Below are 15,747 nucleotides of genomic sequence, written 5' to 3' on the forward strand. Positions count from 1 at the left end.
CGGGGGGCCTCAGGACTGACCGCAGGTGGCGGGGCAGAACTCGACCTCGGGGTGGCCGGGCGACGGTTCGTCCAGCAGGGGCCGCCGCTGCGACTTGAGGTGCCGATCGAGGAAGGCCGCCACGTACGTGCGGGTGAGCTCGGAGGAGCGCGCCGCCGACAGGGCGCCGTAGGCGGGCGCGATGCCGAGCGCGCCCGCCATCAGCGGGCCGTCGGTGAAGGACTGATGGTCCCCGCCCGTCAGCACGAGCCAGCGTTTCCAGCCGGTCAGCAGCTTCCAGTCGCGGTCCCACGAGTTGTCGCGCCCGGCGGGGACGTGCTGCGGCGACCCCATGAACATGAACGGCCGGGAGAACCCGGTCTTGGGGATTCGGGCGTAGGTGGTGCCGTCCATGTCGATCGCGGCGCGGACCCGGGGATCCTTCACCATGGCCGCCACGGCGGCGGCGCCGCCGATCGACTGGCCCACCATCGCGATCCTGGATCGGTCGATCAGGCCGGCGCCGTCCCACTCCGAGCTCAGCCGGTCCAGCACGAAGGACACGTCCGCCGCCCGGCCCTGGACCACCCCCGCGCCGAAGCCGGGGTCGGTGTCGCTGTCGCACGCCAGGCACTCGGCGACGCTCCCGTCGGCCAGGGTCGTGGCGTAGCTCTCGTAGGTGTGGTCGATGCCGGCCACCACGTACCCCCGGCTGGCCAGGTCCTCGGCCAGGGAGGTGAGGGTGCTCACCGGCTTGGTGAAGCCGGGAGAGAGCACCACCAGCGGGAGCCTCCTCCCCGCCGGTTCGGCGTCCCTGACGGCGTTGGTGCGCGTCTTGCTGAGCGTGTCGGACGGCACGCCGCTGATCCGTGACCCTTTCAGGACGAGTTCCGACTCCTTGGGAGTCATGTACGGCGCCCGCCGCCCGTCCCGCCGCCCGGCCGGGTACCACAGGGTGACCTTGAGCTCCCTGGCGCCGGCGTCGAGGTTCCAGGGATCGGGGCGGGAGGTGTCTCTCATGTGAAGGACGGTGGTGCCGACCGGACGGGCGCCGGTGGGGGCGGGCAGGGTGACGGGGCCGGTGAGCCTGGCCGGCGCACCGGCGGAGCGGGGCGGCGTGGGCGCGGAGCAGCCGGACACGGCGAGGACGACCAGTCCCGCGGCGACTGCCAGGATCTGTCTCATCGAAAGGTCCGTCCTCATCCGTGCAGCAAGGTCAGGGCCTTGGCCAGGGCGGGGTCGCGTCCGGCGGCCGCGTCCTTCGGGGTCAGGGGCACGTAGTGGTCGGGCGGCACGCCGATGCGGTCGATCACCTCGCGGTTCGGGCCGAGGTGGTGCCTGCTGGGAAAGCTCAGCGTGGTGTTGTCGCGCAGCAGGTACGGCTGCGCCGGGCCGGAGATGACCCCGGCGGTTCTGGTGCCGACCAGCCGGCCGAGGCGCAGGTCCTTCACCGCGGAGCTGAAATGCTCGCACGCCGAGGCGCAGCCGCGGTCGGTGAGCACCGTCAGCGGCAGGCCGAGCAGCTCGACGGTGTCGTCGGTCCAGGAGGTCTGGCAACTGCCCTCCGCGGTGCACTGGTAGGCGGTGACCTTGCCGTGGCCGAACGCGCTCACCAGCCGGGTCGCTTCCGTGGGGCTGCCGCCGCCGTTGCCGCGCAGGTCCAGCACGACGCCGGACATCGTCCGGCCGGCGCGCAGCCTGGAGATCGCCTTGAGCACCCGGTTGGCGGAGTCGGGAGCGAACCCGCGCAACTGCACGTAGGCGATGTCGTCGTCCAGCAGCTTCGACCGCACCACCTGCAGGGCGGCCAGATCCCGCTGGAAGAGGCCGGGCTTGAGCGTGACGCTCCAGCGGCGGCCGGTGCTCTGCCGCAGCAGCCGCAGCCGGACCGGGCGGGCCTCCGGGTACCGCGGGTAGAGGGCGGCGATCGCGGGAGTGGGCTCGCCGTCGACGAAGGGCGCGGATCCGTTGATCGACTCGATGATGTCGCCCGGGCGCAGTCCGGCGGCCTGCGCCGCGCCGCCCTGCACGGCGGTGACGAACAGCGGAGGCAGCGCGACGCCGGGGTTGGAGTCGACCTGCGGGCCGTTGACGTTCGCCTGCAGACCTAAGCCGTAGCCGTCGCCGTCGTAGTAGTCGGGCGGCCGCTCGATGTCGTGCGCCCAGCGGGCGTGGTCGTCGCCGAGGGCGGCCACGATCCCTTCGAGAGTGACGACGGCCAGCTTGTCGCGAAGGTCGGGGACCTGGTCGGTGACCGCGCGGTAGGCGGCCTCGAACGCGGCCCAGTCGGCTTTGCGGTCGCCGGTCAGCGCCGGCATGGACGCCCCGGGCACCTCGCGCCCGTCGCGGTCGAGCTCCTGGGTCAGGGCCGCGAAGCCGGCGGTCAGCAGCGCGCGGGCGTCCAGCGTGGCGCCGCCGTAGTAGTTGCCGAGGACGCAGAAGTACGCCTGCTCGATGACGTCGATCGTGGTGGCCGTCTCGGCCCCGGGGGCGCCCCGGGGCTGCGCGCACGCCGACGATCCCGCGGTGTTCGCCTCGCTTCGCGGCGGCGTCGGCGCCGTGCACGCCGCCGCCAGGAGCAGGGCGAGCCCGGCGGCCACGGTCCTGCCGGCGGTCATGACACGCGCCTCCGGATCCACCAGAAGGAGAACCACGTGAGGCCGAGGGTGAGCACGGCGTAGATCCCGGTCTCGATCCACTGGAAGGGCCAGAAGCGCTCAAGGGGGTGGTAGGTCGCCTTCTGCCGGTAGCCGAGCCGGTTGATCTCGGCCGCGCAGCCGCCCATGCCCTGTGTCCCCGACGGCGCGCACGGCCCCGACGTGGTGGAGACCGTCACGGGGGCTCCGCCGTCGCCGGGGACGACCGTGCGCCCGGACGAGTCGACCAGCTCGCTGGACAGGACCCAGGCGCCGGCGTGGTCGGGAATCGCCGACTCCAGCATGATGCGCACGACTCCGCCTTCGTCCCGCGCCATGTTGAACGAGTCGACGTTCGCCTCGCTGAGCTCGAAGGTCGAGGTGACCGGGGTCATCAGTTGGGGCCGGACCAGCAGCGGCATGGCGATCTGGATCGTGGCGAAGACGGCCAGGGTGAGCGCCATGGCGAGCAGCGTGCGGCGCACCAGCAGGCCCACGGTCACGCCGAGGACGAAGGCGAAGGCCGCGTACCCCATCGGGGCGATGCCGCGCGCGCCGAACACCAGGGGGGCCATCAGGGCCAGCTCCCCCGGGGCCGACTTGTCCAGAGGGCCGGACCACCAGGTCACGGCGAGGCCGCACACGCCGGCGGCGGCCATGGCGACCAGGCCGGTGAGCCCGAGCTTGACCGCCAGCCAGCGGCCGCGGGTGATGCTCTGGCTCCACACCAGCAGGTGCGTGCCGGCCTCCAGCTCGCGGGTGATCAGCGGTGCTCCCCAGAAGAGCCCGGCGAGGGCGGGCAGGAGCAGCACGACGAGGCTGAGGGCCGTGAAGGATTGCTCGTACTGGTCGAAGAACCGGTCGTAGAAACGGCCGCAGCTGTCGTTCTGGGTGCAGTCGGCGATCCCGGCGGAGTAGCCGGAGGCGATGTCCGGGCCGGTGAGGGCCAGGACGATGGCGAGGACGAGGAGCAGGGCGGCCATCATCACGGCCGAGCCGCGCAGCTGGCGCCAGGTCAGCCAGATCATCACCGCACCTCCAGGGCGACCCGCCGGTCCTCGGCGAGGTGGTTCTCCATGTGGGCCAGGACGAGGTCCTCCAGGTCGAGCTGGGTGACCTTCCAGGCGGGGTCGTGGATCGGGGCGTCGGTGCGGATCACGTACGTGCTCTGCCGGTCGGTGTGGCTGGCGGAGACGACGTGCTGGTCGGCGGGCAGCCGATCGGGGTCGCGGCGCGGGCCGGTGAGCCGGTGATGGGTGGCCAGCAGCTCGTCGACCTCTCCGGCCACCCGCACGCGCGAGTCGACGAGCACGATCAGGAAGTCGCAGACCCGTTCCAGGTCGGAGACCAGGTGGGAGGAGAGAACCACGCTGAACTCGTGCTCGACGGTGGCCTCCATCAGTCCTTGCAGGAACTCGCGGCGGGCCAGCGGGTCGAGCGAGGCGACCGGCTCGTCCAGGATCAGCAGCTCGGGCCGCTTGGCCAGGCCGAGGGTGAGGGCGAGCTGGGCGCGCTGGCCGCCGGACAGCTTCCCCGCCCGCTGGGAGGGGTCGAGGCCGAGCCGCGCGACGCGCTCCCGCGCCATCGCGTCGTCCCAGCGCGGGTTGAGCCGGGCCCCCAGCCGCAGGTGCTCGCCGACGGTCAGTCCCGCGTAGACGGGGGTGTCCTGGGCGACGAACCCGACCCTGGCCAGCTGCGCCGGGCCGTCCGCGGGACGGCCGCCCAGCACGGTGATGCCGCCCGCCGTAGGTTCGAGCTGGCCGCCGGCCAGCTTCAGCAGTGTGGTCTTGCCGGCGCCGTTGGGGCCCACCAGCCCGACGACGTGGCCCGCCGGTATGTCGATGGTGCACTCGCGCAGCGCCCAGCGCCTGCCGTATCTCTTGCCCAGCCCCTGGGCCTGCAGGACGGCGTTCACGCTATGTCCTCCTGAGCGGTGGTCCGAAAAGTCGTCATGAACAGGGCCTCGATGCTCTCGTCGTCGAGGCCGGCGCGGCGGGCCTTGGCCAGCCAGCGCCGCAGTTCCAGCCGCAGCGGGCCGTGCGCGGCCAGCGAGGTGTCGGCGAGCGTCGCCGTGACGAACGTCCCCACCCCCGGCCGGGCGGCGACCAGGCCCTCGTGCTCCAGTTCCCGGTAGGCCTTGAGCACGGTGTTGGCGTTGATCGCCAGGTGCGCCACGACCTCCTTGACGGTCGGCAACTGGTCGCCCTCGCGCAGCACGCCGAGCCGTAGCGCGTGGCGTACCTGCTGGACGAGCTGCAGATACGGCGACACACCCGACCTGCCGTCCAGATGGAACTCGATCACGGCTGCTCCGTTTATCTAGGTTGCTAGTACTTTAGACCTATCAAGGTTAAAGGATCATAAGTTCGCCGTGATCCGGTGTCGCCGGCACCCACGAGAAAGGGGCCGTCGCCTCATGGCGACGGCCCCTTCGCGAGGCGCCAGGAAAGGCGGATGCGCCGCCGGGCCCGCAGCGTGCCCGGCGGCGCATCCTGTCAGGGACGGTCAGCTCGTCATGGTCTTCTCGGTGAGAGTGACGGTGACCGTGGAGGTGGCGCCGTCACGCACGTACGTCAGCGTGACCTTGGTGCCCGGCTGGTATCCGCGGACCGCGCCCACCACCGTCTCGGCGCCCGACACCTGCGTCTGGCCGATCTTGGTGATCAGGTCGCCCGCCTTGAGGCCCGCCTGCTCGGCGGGGCTGCCCTGCTGCACCGACCCGATGACGGCCCCCTGGACGTCGCCCGTGGCGTCGGCGAGCGTGACGCCGAGGAAGGCGTGCGTGACCTTGCCGCTCTTGATGAGCTGGTCGGCGACCTTGCGCGCGGTGTTGATCGGGATGGCGAAGCCGACGCCGATGTTGCCGTCGCCGCCGTTGGTCGCGATGGCGCTGTTGATGCCGACGACCTGACCGGAGGAGTTCACCAGGGCGCCGCCGGAGTTGCCGGGGTTGATCGCGGCGTCGGTCTGGATGGCACCGCCGATCGTCGTGCCGCCGCTCTGCTGCTGCTCGGGCTGCCGGTCGGGCCGGCCGAATCCGCCGTCGCCCCAGCCGGGCGGGAGCTGCGGCCGCTGCGGCTGGGACTCGCCGCCGACGGTCAGCGTGCGGTCGAGCGCGCTGACGATGCCGGCGGTCACCGAGCCTTCCAGGCCCAGCGGGCTGCCTATGGCCAGGACCGCGTCGCCGACCCTCAGCCGGTCGCTGTCGCCCAGGGTGGCCTGGGTCAGGCCGGAGACGCCCTTCGCCCGCACCACGGCGAGGTCGGTGGCCGGGTCGGTGCCGACGACGTCGGCGGAGGCGACCTTGCCGTCGCTGAACTTGACCTGGACCCGGGCGTCCTGGCCGGCGCCGGCGACCACGTGGTTGTTGGTGAGGATCAGGCCGTCGCCGGACAGGACCACGCCCGACCCCTCGGCCTGCCCGGCGCCGCTGGTGACGGTGATGGAGACCACGGACGGCTGCACGGCCCGCGCGACGTCGGCGACCGTCGCGCCGGCCTCGTTGGACGCCGGTCGCACGATCGGGCTGGAGATCACGGTGCCGGTGCCCGCCGTGGCCGTCGCGACGAAGGCCCCCGCGGCCCCGCCTCCGATCGCCACCGTGGCCAGGGCGAGGCCCGCCACCGCCTTACGGCCGGTCGTCCACCATCCGCCCGCCGCGCCGCCGGCCGGCACGGCGCCCGCCTGGACGGGCGGCGACTGCCAGGTGTCCGCACTCTGCGCCCCAGGTGCGTCCCAGTGCCGCCGGAAGCCGCCCGTCTGGGGGGCGGTGCGGCCGAACTGCGTCCATCCCCGCGCCTCCGGCTCCTCCACCCGAGCGGTGTCGCTGGTCGTGTTCTCACGCGGGTCTTCGGTGCTCATCTCTTTCCCCCAAGGTCGTCCGCATGCGCCGCTATTCGGCGGCGGCCGGTTGAGGACCGGTGAATCAATGATGGCGCACCGGCGATAAGACCTTCCTAAGCCCTCGCTGAACGTCTCCTGAACGTCGCCCGCGTCCTGTTACGCGCGGCGGGGCGGCCGATGGCGCGGGTCCGCGACGGCTTGCGAACAATGGCTCTGACCTGCCCGATCATCCCTCTCGCACGCGGGAGAATATAAGGCCGGGATAAGGAGAATGAGCCGGTAATTCCGGCCGGCCGGGCGGCCCTCGGCCAACGGAAGCCATGGCGGCGGGCGCTTTTCCCGCGAGTGCCGGATGATCACGGGGGTAGGTTTCCCGGGCGACGGCGGGTGCACCGTCACTAACGCTTTTCGGGGGTATCGATATGAGACATAAACTGATATTGGCCGCCGTGTTGTCCGGGCTGCTGGCAGGCGCCTCGCCGGCCTTCGCCGACGAGGAGGACGACGCGCTGGACTGGCTCTGGCGGCAACAGCTTGAACATCCCTCGTACTTCATCACCACCCCGGACATCACCGGACAGCCCCACACGATCGGGTTCGCCAACATCGACGGGCATGCCATCACAGAAGGCGACATCGTGATCGGGACGTCCACCGAGGCGTCGTCCGGGAAGATCCAGATGCCCGGCGTCTTCCCCGGGACCGCACGGCTGTCGGCGCCGTCGCCGGCGGCGCCGGGCCCGACGCCGCCCGACCGCCCCGCCCGCTCGGCGGGCTGCCCAGGTCTCTCGGCGGGCGCGGCGACCACGCAGGCGGGCGCGCTGTGGCCGGACAGGAAGGTGCCCTACGTCCTGTCCCCCACCCTCACCCCGGCGGCGCGCGACGCGGTGAGCCAGGCGATGAAGGACTTCCACGACAACACCTGCGTGCGTTTCGTCGCGCGCACCGACGAGGCGGGATATCTGAACATCATCTCCGGCAACGGTTGCTATTCGTACGTGGGCCGGGTGGGCCCCCAGCCGCAGGACGTCTCGATCGGCGCCGGATGCGAGCGGAAAGGCGTCGCCATACACGAGCTGCTGCACGCGGTCGGCTTCTACCACGAGCATTCACGGTCCGACCGGGACACCGCCGTGACGGTTCACCTGGAGAACGTGATGAAGGGGTACGAACCGCAGTTTCACAAGCTGGCGCCCGAGCAGAACCGCCTGTTCGGATCCTTGGACTACGGCTCGGTGATGCTGTACGGAAGGAACTTCTTCAGCGCGAACGGGCAGGACACCCTGGTGCCCCTCATGCCGGTGCAAATCGGGCAGCGCGAAGGTTTCAGCGAGGCCGACCTGACCGCCGTGCGCACGCTGTACGGCTGCCCGCCGGCCGCCGCGAAACCGCCCGCGGCCGCCCCGGCCTCAGGCGGGGGGCCAGTACTCGTCCCTGAGCAGGCGCTTGTAGAGCTTCCCGGTCGGATGGCGGGGAAGCTCTAGCCGGAAGTCCACCGATCTCGGGCACTTGTAATGGGCGAGGCGGTCCCGGCAGTACGCGATGAGCTCGGCCGCCAGCGCCGGCCCGGCCTCGGCCGGATCGGCCGGCTGGACGATCGCCTTCACCGCCTCGCCCATCTCCTCGTCGGGCACCCCGAACACCGCCACGTCCGCCACCTTCGGGTGCAGGGACAGGACGTTCTCCGCCTCCTGCGGATAGACGTTGACCCCGCCAGAGATGATCATGTAGGAGCGGCGGTCGGTGAGGTAGAGGAAGCCGTCCTCGTCCAGGTAGCCGATGTCGCCGAGCGTCGTCCACCCCCGGCCCCGCGGGTCCTGCGCCGCCCGGGTCTTCTCAGGGTCGCCGTGGTACTCGAACCGCGGCCCGTCGGAGAAGTACACCGTGCCGTGCTCGCCGGCCGGCAGCTCGTCGCCGTTCTCGTCGCAGACGTGCACGACGCCGAGCAGCGGGCGTCCCACGGTGCCCTTGTGGGCGAGCCAGTCGTGCGGGCCCGCGTACAGGAAGCCGTTGCCCTCGGTGCCGGCGTAGTACTCGTGGACGATCGGGCCCCACCAGGCCATCATCCGCTCCTTGACCTGCACCGGGCACGGCGCGGCGGCGTGGATGGCACAGGCGAGCGAGGACAGGTCGTACTTGCCGCGCACCGCCTCGGGCAGTTTGAGCATCTTGATGAACATCGTCGGCACCCACTGGGAGTGCGTCACCCGGTACTTCTCGATCAGCGCGAGCGCCTGCTCGGGGTCGAACCGCTCCATCACGACGACCGTGGCGCCGATGCGCTGGAACGTCATGCAGTACCGCAGGGGCGCGGCGTGGTACAGCGGAGCGGGCGACAGGTACACCGAGCCGGGTGAGGGGTCGAACAGGAAGCTCACCAGCCGGAACAGGGCGCCGGGGGCGTCCAGCGGCGCGCCGGTCAGCGGCGGCTTGATCCCCTTCGGCCGGCCTGTGGTGCCCGAGGAGTAGAGCATGTCGGCGCCCTGGCACTCGTCCTCGACCGGCTCCGGCGGGTGCGCCGCCACGGCCTCCTCGTAGGAGGCGAAGCCCGGCGCGACGCCGTCGAGCATCAGCCTCAGCCGGACGCGCGGGGTGCGCTCGGTGATCGACGTCGCGACGCCGGCGAGCGCCGCCGAGGAGATGAAGACCTCGGCCTCGCAGTTGTCGACGACGTAGGCCAGCTCGTCCGGCTGCAGGCGGGAGCTGATCGCCGTGTAGTACAGCCCGGCGCGGTGCGCGGCCCATGCGACGACCAGGAACAGCGGGTGGTTCTCCAGCATGAAGGCGACGTGCCGCCCCGGCCGCAGCCCGGCCGCGCGGAAGAGCCGTGCCAGCCGGTTGGACTCCTCGTCCAGCTCGCGGTAGGTCACCACCCGTCCGGAGCCGGCCATGATCACGGCGGGTTTGTCGGGCGTCTCTGCCGCGACCGCTCCGGGATGCATAGACCCGAACGGTACTCGGTCATCCCGCCGCTGGAAAGCACTCACTTACCACCCGGGTCCGCGTCCTCGCCGCCACCCGGCGCGGCCCGGCTCGCGGCCGGTCAGAGCAGGGCGCGGTACGGGTCGCGCAGCGGCTCCACCCGGGCGGCGAAGTCGGCCTTCACCCGCTCCATGCGGGGGCCCGGGGCGTAGAAGCGCCCCTTGGTCTCGCCGTACGGGGTGAGCCAGTCGCGCGCGGCCAGCTCGCGCAGGTCGCGCGCGGCCTGGCCCTGGCTCAGCGACTCCTCGGCCTGGTAGGTGGCGCGCCGCAGCCGCCGCGACACGAACACCTGGTACAGCGCCGAGACGCACCGGGTGTGCAGGCCCTCCTTGTCGACCTGTGCCTCAAGGAGCGTCCACACCTCCCCCGCCTCGGCGAGCCGGCGCCGCACCCGCTGGGCCTGCATGTGATGCGCCCGCAGACAGAACCGCACCCAGGGCAGGGTCTCGCCGTGCGGGCTCCAGCGGTCCCGCCCGACATCTTTGAGGGCGTCGTAGTAGGCGTAGGTGGTGCGGCCCTCGCCCAGCCACTCCTCGATGGAGCAGAACTCGGGCGTGGTGATCTGGTCGCGACCCAGCACCAGGGTCTGCAACGCCCGGGACATGCGCCCGTTGCCGTCTCGCCAGGGATGGATCCTCACCAGATTGAGGTGCGCCATCGCGGCCCGGACGTAGGCCGGCGCCTCGAGATCTCCGCCGTTGAGCCACCCGACCAGCTCGTCGAGCAGTTCGGGGACGTCCTCGGCGTCCGGGCCTTCGTAGACGACCTCGCCGGTGGCGGAGTCGCGGACGTAGATGCCGCCCGGTCGCACCACACCCGGGGTCTTGTCGTGGTGGTGGCCGATCATCATGAAGTTCAGCGCGTTGAGCAGGCCGGTGTCGTAGCGGAAAGTCCTGGCCGAGGAGAGCCGGCGGACGTAGGTGAGCGCCTGCCGGTATCCGGCGATCTCGCTCGCCACCGCGCGCGAGGTCTCCAGCGGCTCCTCCCCCAGCATGATGGACTCGATGTCCTCGACGCTCGCCCGGTAGCCCTCGATGGAGTTGGACCCCTGGATGGCCCGCGCCTGGAGCTGACGCCGCAGCTGGCCGTCCCAGCGGTGCGGCTCGGCGAGGCGGTACTTAAGGTCGCGGCGCATCTCCTCGATCTCGCCGAGGACGGCCTTGTCGGCCGGTTCGAGTTCAGGGGTCCCGTAAATCACACCCTCATAACAGCATGGACGAATCATCCGGTCAAGCAGCTAGATGATTCGTCCAATAATGTCCGCCCGCCTTCGCCTGGACGAATCCCGGCGAAGGCGGGCGAAGGCTACGGCCCAGGTCGGGCCCGGGGTAAGGCCGCCCGGCGCCCCGGGTGAGGCCCGACCGGCGCCCGGGGTGAGGCCCGACCGGCGCCCGAAGGGCGGGCCGGGCCTGCGGTCAGGCGGCGGCCGGCTCGGCCACCGTGGCCGGGGCCAGCGCGATGTCCAGCACCTCCCGCACGTCGCTCACCGCGTGGACGGTCAGCTCGTTGCGGACCTCCTCGGGCACGTCGTCCAGGTCGGGCTCGTTGCGCGCCGGGATCAGCACCGTCGTGATCCCCGCCCGGTGGGCGGCCAGCAGCTTCTGCTTGACCCCTCCGATCGGCAGCACCCGGCCGGTGAGGGAGACCTCGCCGGTCATCGCCACGTCCGGCCGCACGGGGCGGCCCGACAGCAGCGAGGCCAGGGCGGTGGTCATCGTGACGCCCGCCGACGGGCCGTCCTTCGGGATGGCGCCCGCCGGGACGTGGATGTGCACGGAGCGGTCCTTGAGGGACCCCACCGGCAGCTCCATCTCGGCGCCGCGCGAGCGGAGGTAGGACAGGGCGATCTGCGCGGACTCCTTCATCACGTCGCCGAGCTGGCCGGTGAGCGTGACGGCCGTGGAGCCGGTCTCGGGGTCGGCCAGCGACGCCTCGACGTACAGCACGTCGCCGCCCGCGCCGGTGACCGCGAGCCCGGTGGCGACGCCCGGCACCGCCGTGCGCTGCGCCGACTCGGGCAGCGAGGACTCGGGGACGTGCCGCGGCCGGCCGAGGTAGCCGACCAGGTCCGCAGCCCGGACGTGGACCGGCAGCGCCGCCTCCTCCAGCGCGGCCTTGGCCGTGACCTTGCGCAGCACCCGGGCGATCGACCGCTCCAGCGAGCGCACGCCGGCCTCACGGGTGTACTCGCCGGCGAGCCTGCGCAGCGCGTCGTCCTCCACGGTGACGTCGGAGGCGGTCAGCCCGGCCTTGTCGAGCTGGCGGGGCAGCAGGTGGTCGCGGGCGATCGCGACCTTCTCGTCCTCGGTGTAGCCGTCGAGCGTCACGATCTCCATGCGGTCGAGCAGCGGGCCGGGCACCGCCTCCAGGACGTTGGCGGTCGCCAGGAACAGCACGTCCGACAGGTCGAGCTCGACCTCCAGGTAGTGGTCGCGGAAGGTGTGGTTCTGCGCGGGGTCCAGCACCTCCAGCAGCGCCGCCGTCGGGTCGCCCCGGTAGTCGGCGCCCACCTTGTCGACCTCGTCCAGCAGGACGACGGGGTTCATGCTGCCGGCCTCGCGGATGGCCCGCACGATGCGGCCGGGCAGCGCCCCGACGTAGGTGCGCCGGTGGCCGCGGATCTCGGCCTCGTCGCGGACGCCGCCGAGGGCGACGCGGACGAACTTGCGGCCCATGGCGCGGGCGACCGACTCGCCGAGGGAGGTCTTGCCGACCCCGGGAGGACCGGCGAGCGCGAGGACGGCGCCGCTGCGGCGGCCGCCCACCACGCCGAGCCCCTGGTCGGCGCGCCGCTTGCGCACCGCGAGGTACTCGACGATGCGCTCTTTGACGTCGTCGAGGCCGGTGTGGTCGGCGTCGAGCACCGCGCGCGCGGCGGCGATGTCGTAGGAGTCCTCCGTGCGCTCGTTCCACGGGATGTCGAGCACGGTGTCCAGCCAGGTGCGGATCCAGCCGGTCTCCGGCGACTGGTCGGAGGTGCGTTCGAGCTTGTCGACCTCCTTCATCGCCGCCTCGCGGACCTTCTCGGGCAGGTCGGCGGCCTCCACGCGGGCGCGGTAGTCCTCCTCCTCGGAAGCGGCGTCCCCGTTCAGCTCGGCCAGCTCCTTGCGGACGGCGGCGAGCTGCTGGCGGAGCAGGAACTCGCGCTGCTGCTTCTCCATGCCCTCCTGGACGTCCTTGCGGATGGTCTCGGCGACGTCCAGCTCGGCCAGGTGCTCGCGCGCCCACTCGACCAGCCGGGTCAGGCGCTCGGCCGGGTCGGCGTTCTCCAGCAGCTCGGCCTTCTGGGCGGTGGTCAGCCACGGCGCGTACCCGGAGCTGTCGGCGAGCACCGAGGCGTCCTCGATCTGGTTGATGGCGTCGACGATCTGCCACGCGCCGCGCTTCTGCATGATGGTGGTGGCCAGGGCCTTGTACTCCTTGGCCGCCTCCTCGGCGCGCGCGCCGCTGGGCACGGCGTCCATGGGGGTCGCCTCCACCCACAGCGCCGCACCGGGGCCGGTGGTGCCCGAGCCCACGCGCACGCGCTCGACACCGCGGACCACGGCGGCGGGCTCGCCGCCGGGAAGCCTTCCGATCTGCTCGACGACCGCCGAGACGCCGACGGCGCCGTACTTGCCGTCGATGCGCGGAACAAGCAGGACCTGCGGCTTGCTCTGCTGCGAGGTGGCCCTCGCGGCGTCGATGGCGGCGCGCACCTCGGCGTCCGACAGGTCGAGGGGGACGACCATGCCGGGCAGGACGACCTCGTCGTCCAGCGGGAGCACCGGAAGGATCAAGCTCTGACTCATGCGAACTCCAAGGGTTGAGTTACACCGACTCAATTAATGAGAGCCCGGGATTGTTCCCAACTCTGCGCTTGTTCGCTTGCAGCGATCGTAATTCTGTAATCAGCTCCGTCGGCCGTGTCCCTCGCCGGTCGGTCCACCGGAGTCGCCGGCGTACCGAGCGGGCAGCGTCGCCGCGGTTCGGCGCACATGCCGAGCGCTGACTCCGACGGGGGACGACCGCCGGCGGCCCCCGCGCGCCCCTCTGCGGTGGTGACCGATCACCCTCGGGTGGGAACGGCGGGGCGCCTGGTGACCTATGCGGGCCGCCGCGCGCGTGGACGCCGACCGGGGTCAGTCGCCGGGGCGCACCAGGCCGGTCTCGTAGGCGAAGACGATGGCCTGGGCACGGTCGCGCAGACCGAGCTTGGCCAGGATGCGGCCGACGTGCGTCTTCACCGTCTGCTCCGACACCACCAGCCGCCCGGCGATCTCCCCGTTGGACAGGCCCTGGGCCATCAGCGCCAGCACTTCGGTCTCGCGGCCGGTCAGCTCTGCCAGCCGTTTCACGGTCGGCGCTCGTGGCCCGCCGAGCCTGGCGAACTCGGCGATCAGCCGCCTGGTGACCGACGGGGCCAGCAGGGCCTCCCCTGCGGCGACCACCCGCACAGCCTCGACGAGCTGCTGGGCGGAGGCATCCTTGAGCAGGAAGCCGCTCGCCCCCGCCCGCAGCGCCTCGTAGACGTAGTCGTCCAGGTCGAAGGTCGTCAGGATCAGGACCTTGGTGGCGGTGCCGGCGAGGATGCGGCGCGTCGCCTCCAGCCCGTCCATCACCGGCATGCGGACGTCCATCAGCACCACGTCCGGCGCCAGCTCGGCCGCCCGCGTCACCGCCTCCTGCCCGTTGACGGCCTCCGCGACGACCTCGATGTCGGGCTGGGTGCCGAGGAAGGTGGTGAAGCCGGTGCGGACCATGCCCTGGTCGTCGGCGATCAGGACACGGATCACGGCTCCTCCGGCGCGTCGGGTTCGGCGGCGGCGAGCGGAAGGGTGGCCGTCACCGAGAACCCGCCGTCCGCCATGGGCGCGGCTTCCAGGGTGCCACCCAGCCGTGCCGCGCGCTCGCGCATTCCGGCGATCCCCTGGCCCGGTCCGTCCGGGGTGTCGGGCGCAGGCGCGCCGGCGGGGCCGTTGGTCACGCTCAGCCGCAGCTCGGCGGCGGTCCGCTCGATCTTCACCCGCACCGGCGCCCCGGGCGCGTGCCGCATCGCGTTGCTCAGCGACTCCTGCAGGATCCTGTACGCCGACAGGCCGACCGCGGCCGGCAGGTCGAGAGAGCCGGACACCTCGGCCGTGACGGCGAGCCCCGCGGCCCGGACCTTGCCGATCAGGTCGTCCACCCGGTCCAGCCCGGGCTGCGGCGCCGTCTCCCGGCGGCCGTCCGAACCACGCAGGACGCCCAGCACCTGGCGCATCTCGGCGAGCGCCGCCAGCGACAGCACCCTGATCTCGGCCAGCCCCGCCTCCAGGGCCGCGACGTCACCCTGGGCCCGCAGCGGCACGGCCTCCGCCTGGATCGCGATCACGGACATGTGGTGGGCGACGATGTCGTGCAGCTCGCGGGCGATACGCGTGCGCTCCTCCAGGACGATGCGCGCCGCGCGCTGCTCCTCGCCGCGCCGCCGCTCCTCGTCCAGCCGGCTGGTCGCCCGCCTGCGGACCCGGACGTTCTGCCCGAACAGCACGGCCACCGTCACCAGGACCGTGGCGAGGAACATCGAGTTCGGATGGATGATCCACGCGCCCACCGCCGAGACGATCCAGACCCCGATCGCGACGTTCCGATCCGCGCGCACGGCGATCGAGTACGCGCAGAGCAGATAGGTGATCACCTGGGCGGCCACGTAGGGCATCACGCCGTCACCGTGGCCGGCGGCACCGCCCATCGCCCCGTTGAGGATGCGCGGGTTGACCAGGCCGCCCACCACCGCCGCCATCGCCGAGATCCGCCACGCCGCCACCGGCCAGCGCTCGCGCAGAGCGACCGGCAGCGCGTAGGCGGCGGCGAGCACGATCAGGACGGGCCCGTCGGCGAAGAAGCGGGACGCCGCCGCCTCCGTCTCCAGGTACGACACCCCGGTGCCGAGCAGGATGTAGGCCAGCGACAGGTCGGCGACGACGACGAGGTCGACGGTGGCGAACGGCAGCCACCGCGCCCACGCCGGCACGGCGGGCCGCAGCCACCGCGACCGCGGGCCCGCGGGCTCCGCCGTCGCGGTGACCAGCGCCGCGGTCAGCGGCGACGCCAGCCGGACGAGCCCGGACCAGGCACGCGAGATCACCGCTCCAGCGTACGAGCCACGCCCCCGCCCGGCGTCACCCCCAGGGGTGACCCTCCGTCTCACCCCGTGGTGCCATCGCACGGCACGGCCGCGTACCGGGGTGGGAGCGGAGAAGATCACACCTGCCGGGGACGCGGGTCGGCGATCGCGATTCCTAGCTTGCTGCTGTGTTCGCGGCGGCGTGCCGCGAACCGGACA

General features: G+C 72.3%; 12 protein-coding genes. 1 reads left to right on the forward strand and 11 read right to left on the reverse strand.

All coding sequences use genetic code 11. The annotated features are described in order from the left end of the window. Positions 1–9: 9 nt before the first annotated feature. The 6 genes from ACZ6QO_RS22335 to ACZ6QO_RS22360 form a co-directional block, all read right to left on the reverse strand. Positions 10–1,164 (reverse strand): alpha/beta hydrolase family protein, encoded by a 1,155-nt coding sequence (locus ACZ6QO_RS22335; protein ID WP_465853450.1) that lies wholly within the window; start codon positions 1,162–1,164, stop codon positions 10–12. Positions 1,165–1,178: 14 nt separating this feature from the next. After that, a complete protein-coding gene (locus ACZ6QO_RS22340) occupies positions 1,179–2,597 on the reverse strand; it encodes a S41 family peptidase (RefSeq protein WP_465853451.1) in 1,419 nt (472 codons plus the stop codon). Then, positions 2,594–3,643, reverse strand: coding sequence for an ABC-2 transporter permease (locus tag ACZ6QO_RS22345; RefSeq protein ID WP_465853453.1), 1,050 nt, complete (start codon positions 3,641–3,643; stop codon positions 2,594–2,596). The genes ACZ6QO_RS22340 and ACZ6QO_RS22345 overlap by 4 nt, the downstream gene beginning before the upstream one ends. After that, positions 3,643–4,530 (reverse strand): ABC transporter ATP-binding protein, encoded by an 888-nt coding sequence (locus tag ACZ6QO_RS22350; RefSeq protein ID WP_465853455.1) that lies wholly within the window; start codon positions 4,528–4,530, stop codon positions 3,643–3,645. Before ACZ6QO_RS22350 ends, ACZ6QO_RS22345 begins: the two co-directional genes overlap by 1 nt. After that, positions 4,527–4,919, reverse strand: a complete 393-nt coding sequence (locus ACZ6QO_RS22355) for a GntR family transcriptional regulator (protein WP_465853456.1) — start codon at positions 4,917–4,919, stop codon at positions 4,527–4,529. Before ACZ6QO_RS22355 ends, ACZ6QO_RS22350 begins: the two co-directional genes overlap by 4 nt. A 201-nt stretch (positions 4,920–5,120) precedes the next feature. Then, on the reverse strand, positions 5,121–6,476 hold the full coding sequence (locus ACZ6QO_RS22360; RefSeq protein ID WP_465853457.1) for a S1C family serine protease: 1,356 nt from the start codon (positions 6,474–6,476) through the stop codon (positions 5,121–5,123). Positions 6,477–6,880: 404 nt separating this feature from the next. On the opposite strand from ACZ6QO_RS22360, the gene ACZ6QO_RS22365 reads away from it, so the two are divergent. Next, on the forward strand, positions 6,881–7,942 hold the full coding sequence (locus ACZ6QO_RS22365) for a M12 family metallopeptidase (protein ID WP_465853459.1): 1,062 nt from the start codon (positions 6,881–6,883) through the stop codon (positions 7,940–7,942). Here ACZ6QO_RS22365 and ACZ6QO_RS22370 read toward each other — a convergent pair. The 5 genes from ACZ6QO_RS22370 to ACZ6QO_RS22390 form a co-directional block, all read right to left on the reverse strand. Continuing rightward, complete coding sequence (locus tag ACZ6QO_RS22370) at positions 7,868–9,400, reverse strand: acyl-CoA synthetase (protein WP_465853461.1); 1,533 nt, start codon at positions 9,398–9,400, stop codon at positions 7,868–7,870. The genes ACZ6QO_RS22365 and ACZ6QO_RS22370 overlap by 75 nt on opposite strands. A 101-nt stretch (positions 9,401–9,501) precedes the next feature. Beyond that, positions 9,502–10,638 (reverse strand): Fic family protein, encoded by a 1,137-nt coding sequence (locus tag ACZ6QO_RS22375; RefSeq protein ID WP_465853462.1) that lies wholly within the window; start codon positions 10,636–10,638, stop codon positions 9,502–9,504. Between the two features lie 217 nt (positions 10,639–10,855). Beyond that, positions 10,856–13,231: an endopeptidase La gene (gene lon, locus ACZ6QO_RS22380; protein ID WP_465853464.1), complete on the reverse strand. Its 2,376-nt coding sequence runs from the start codon at positions 13,229–13,231 to the stop codon at positions 10,856–10,858. Positions 13,232–13,561: 330 nt separating this feature from the next. Then, positions 13,562–14,215 (reverse strand): response regulator, encoded by a 654-nt coding sequence (locus ACZ6QO_RS22385; RefSeq protein ID WP_465853465.1) that lies wholly within the window; start codon positions 14,213–14,215, stop codon positions 13,562–13,564. Then, complete coding sequence (locus ACZ6QO_RS22390) at positions 14,212–15,549, reverse strand: sensor histidine kinase (RefSeq protein ID WP_465853467.1); 1,338 nt, start codon at positions 15,547–15,549, stop codon at positions 14,212–14,214. The genes ACZ6QO_RS22385 and ACZ6QO_RS22390 overlap by 4 nt, the downstream gene beginning before the upstream one ends. Between the last annotated feature and the right edge of the window lie 198 nt (positions 15,550–15,747).

The sequence above is a fragment of the Sphaerisporangium sp. NPDC049457 genome (genome assembly GCF_055586705.1).

Bases quoted from the DNA above. Each gene is read 5' to 3' on its own strand.
- ACZ6QO_RS22335 (WP_465853450.1), bottom strand. From the start codon at position 1,164: ATGAGACAGATCCTGGCAGTCGCCGCGGGACTGGTCGTCCTCGCCGTG.
- ACZ6QO_RS22345 (WP_465853453.1), bottom strand. From the start codon at position 3,643: ATGATCTGGCTGACCTGGCGCCAGCTGCGCGGCTCGGCCGTGATGATG.
- lon (WP_465853464.1), bottom strand. From the start codon at position 13,231: ATGAGTCAGAGCTTGATCCTTCCGGTGCTCCCGCTGGACGACGAGGTC.
- ACZ6QO_RS22370 (WP_465853461.1), bottom strand. From the start codon at position 9,400: ATGCATCCCGGAGCGGTCGCGGCAGAGACGCCCGACAAACCCGCCGTG.
- ACZ6QO_RS22360 (WP_465853457.1), bottom strand. From the start codon at position 6,476: ATGAGCACCGAAGACCCGCGTGAGAACACGACCAGCGACACCGCTCGG.
- ACZ6QO_RS22365 (WP_465853459.1), top strand. From the start codon at position 6,881: ATGAGACATAAACTGATATTGGCCGCCGTGTTGTCCGGGCTGCTGGCA.
- ACZ6QO_RS22340 (WP_465853451.1), bottom strand. From the start codon at position 2,597: ATGACCGCCGGCAGGACCGTGGCCGCCGGGCTCGCCCTGCTCCTGGCG.